This is a genomic window from Syntrophorhabdus sp. (genome assembly GCA_012719415.1).
Taxonomy (GTDB): Bacteria; Desulfobacterota; Syntrophorhabdia; order Syntrophorhabdales; family Syntrophorhabdaceae; genus Delta-02.
Genome location: JAAYAK010000230.1, coordinates 1 through 3,445, shown reverse-complemented (window position 1 = coordinate 3,445; position 3,445 = coordinate 1). Strand labels below are relative to the sequence as shown.

The 3,445-nt window shown below is 54.7% G+C and carries 3 protein-coding genes; all 3 read right to left on the bottom strand.

Features of this window, described 5'->3' with window-relative positions:
• A partial coding sequence (locus GXX82_13640) for a hypothetical protein (GenBank protein NLT24081.1) occupies nt 1-209 on the bottom strand: 209 nt, incomplete at its 3' end.
• Between the two features lie 175 nt (nt 210-384).
• Nucleotides 385-1,404 carry a hypothetical protein gene (locus GXX82_13635; GenBank protein ID NLT24080.1) on the bottom strand — a complete coding sequence of 340 codons (1,020 nt, stop codon included), beginning with the start codon at nt 1,402-1,404 and terminating at the stop codon, nt 385-387.
• Between the two features lie 244 nt (nt 1,405-1,648).
• A complete protein-coding gene (locus GXX82_13630; GenBank protein ID NLT24079.1) occupies nt 1,649-2,704 on the bottom strand; it encodes a hypothetical protein in 1,056 nt (351 codons plus the stop codon).
• Between the last annotated feature and the right edge of the window lie 741 nt (nt 2,705-3,445).

Below are 3,445 nucleotides of genomic sequence, written 5' to 3'. Positions count from 1 at the left end.
TCGGTCATGGCGGAGGCCATTTGCGTGGGTTGGGCTTTGAGGCATTTGACGTGGATGGTGTCATCCGTGATCCAGTCGTCGAGGTCTTCGGGAAGGCTTTCGGGCAGCATGCCGAGGTAGTTTCCGTTGGCGTCGAAGTACGCGCAGTTGCCCGTCCAGGATTTCAGCACGAACCCGTCGTTCCGGTTCAGACTCACCGACCTCGCCACCGAACAAACCATCCTCAACCACGCCAAAAAAGAAGCCCAACGCACAAACCACCAACTCAACGACCTGTCCAGAATGAACGAACAACCATAAACAAGAAAGCCCGCCGGACACCCCTAACCCGGCCGCGAAGAATCACGATCCACTCCACGTACACGCAGGCAGAAACCGGCCAAATCACCGACCAGAACCATTATTCCTGCGCCATGGACACTTAACTGCACGATTGCTTTGGTGGTCCCACTCAATGTGCATCCTCTCCAGGAAAGTCTTATGTCGTGCGTTCAGCATGTCCCTCGTAATTCCATTGGGATACGGTTGCGCCGAGGAGTACCGAACAAGATCACACCGATTCTTGTCCCAGTACGCTTGCCAGAACGTGTCAGGAACTACCTCTGAAGCCGACTTCATTTCGCTCAGGGCTTCCAGAGCAGCCATCGTAGCCACGGGCTCCTGTCCAACTTGTATGACGTGTTGAGTCAGGCGCGTGTATAGCGCCTTGACTAGACCACGGTGCTCAGCATCTCTGGGGAGGGAGAGGAATACTTCCTCCTGCAATTCAAAGTCGCAAACTACGTGCTCCGCGACGAAATCGAGACCCTCATTTGTATCGGTTAGGCACACCGCAATCAGGAGGGAGTCTCGCACTGCGGACTCATCCCCCACAGGAACCTCGCGCATGACGGTGAATATGAATTCTCTGGCCTCCGACCTCTGTTGCTCGTTCCCCAAGCACACGACGGCCGCGGCGGCTTCAAGGGAGAAAGCGAGTTGGAGGGAGTCGTGGTCCCGAACCTGCTGTCCAGCGGTCATGATTTCCATAAGGTCTGTGATAGCGCCCCGACATCGGCAATGTCTTATTGCTCTCAGGTAAGCCACGAAAGTGTAATTCACGTCCTCTTGCCGCACCGCACGAAGGTGGGCGATGAGGTTCTTGCACGCTGCGGGACTCCCTAAGCGAGCGACGGCTTCCAGGGCTTCCGGGATAATCTCGCCGGGCGCGTATGCCGAGCATATTGCAGGGGTGGCGCCTTCGCCCAATTCTACCAGCTTCTGCACGATCTCATGCCTCCAGGAACTGCTTCTTGCGATCTCTAACACCTTCTCCTCACTTGTGTCTGTGCTATTCGCGCCGGTACCGGAAAGGAAGCCCATTGTCAGCGCGGTCAATCCTGCAACTACGATGCCGAGTTTCATTCCGAGAATCCTGTCGTCCCGTTCGCAATTCTTTCCCCACATTCCTTTGCTGACTCCCGCGCCCTCGCCGCCGCGACGAACAACGCCACGGCGTGGGTGTCGGTCCCCCGCGACCCTGGGAAAGCCCGCGCCGCACTGAGGAAGCGGGGGCCAGCGTGCCGAACAATGGCATGGCCAGATACCAGGTTATTCTCGCCCGCGAGGGTACGGGCATAGCAATCCTCAACTCCTTGCAGCGACGGGATCACGGCTCCAGAAACGGGTGCGGTGGGATACTCAGCACCGTATCCTTCGCCGATACCTCCTGCATTTGCGATATTCTCTGAAGGGCCAGGCCTCCCCCTTTGTTCATCACAATCACCGCATTCTCGCCACAAGGACCTATCGGTATCTCTTGCGACTCTCTCAACTCTCCCGACTCAACGTCCAGAATGAGATGCCTCTTCCTGTAAACAGGTTCCGCAGGCTCCGACAGAGGGAAGTATAGTCTGGATGCTGTAAGCCATCGGCAGACTCCAATCCTCTTCAATACCTCCGTCAGGTCTGTGCCCCCAGGTAACTCGCGCACAATAGAGTTCGTGTGACGGTCAAAGACCTGAAAACCTGTAGACTCAGAATAATACAAGTAGTACTCCCCGTTACGGGAGAAATTGACTCCAAGAAAATCACTCACCTCTAAGACCTTAGTCCGCGGATCGTAATGCAGAACGACATGGTCCTTTCTGTCAGGTCGAACGTCGATATAGACACAGTTGTCGAAAGAAGGCCAACTGATCTCGTGCCCCGTGTCCGCAATTTTCTCCGAGGCTTGCGAGTTCAGGTCATATATCCAGACGCCTTTGCCGTCGATGCCATTCGGATACATCTCCGTGCGAACTCCAGTCAGGTAGGCAATCTTGTCTCCCTTTGGACTCCAGCCAAAGCGCAGGATAGATTCGTCATTATGAATCTCGGACTGAACTGTTCCCTTCGAATCTATGACAGCAACAGGCCATGGCTGATCAGAACTCTGCACAATGAAAGCAATCCTTCCTTCGCGCACCTCAACTGGGAAAAGGCCACCGTTATTGCTATCGAAGATGATTTTCTCGGAATCACTGGTGGGCCGCCACTCGTATACGCGCCTAAGTATCTGGGGTTCGGGGTGCCTTCCTGTAGCATTCCACAAAGGGGAATATACCTCGACACCAGCGTAATAATAGGCGGTGCACCCAACATAGTTGTTATCTTGCCCCCGCGACACTGAGCAGACAAGTATCATGAATAACGCAGTAATTGTCTTGCGAATCTTGGCGCTCATTCAGGTAGACCCCTTTTCCCTATTTGTACTCGACCGGACAAGGCGGACACGTCGCTGCCTGACCGCCATCCGGATCGGGAAACCTGACGTGCATGTGATGTGTGTGACCCGACCAATGCTTCACAACAGCATCTTCCTGTATTTGTGTTTCTGGTGCAATGAATATTAACTCTGCACCGCTAAGCTTCATCAGATTGATAAGGTGCTTCGTTTTGGCTCGATCAAAGAACGGTCTGTCGTTAGGCAACGCCAGGTCTAACGCGGCTTCCTGATCATCGTTCCGGACGTACCGGATGTCGACGTCGCACCCATTCTGGTGCGAACGGCTTATGCCATTACTACCACCCCCCTGCCTGCTTATGCCAACGATACCAATCCGGGCAGGCATGCCAGAGAGCCACCATAAGGACCCAGCCACCATGATGTTCGTGTGTATGTACCATCGACACCCGTAGAAATCATCTGTGCCAGCCTTCTTGTAGTAGCCCAAGCCGTCAGGGAGGCAGGTATCTCCAAGTAAACGACCTACGACTCCATCACCTCTTTCGGCCGCTGGTGCCTCACTAGCTGTTCGCCACCCGCAATGCGTGCACGGTCTGAACACGGCAGTCAGCTCACGGCTTGTAGGAGCAAGCCAGCTGTCTTGACATTTCACATAGATCAGGCGTTCTGTGTAGGGTTGTCCCGCACCGACAAAAGGACTCAGGGTAACGTCTTCGCGCACATTTCCTTCGGAATCGA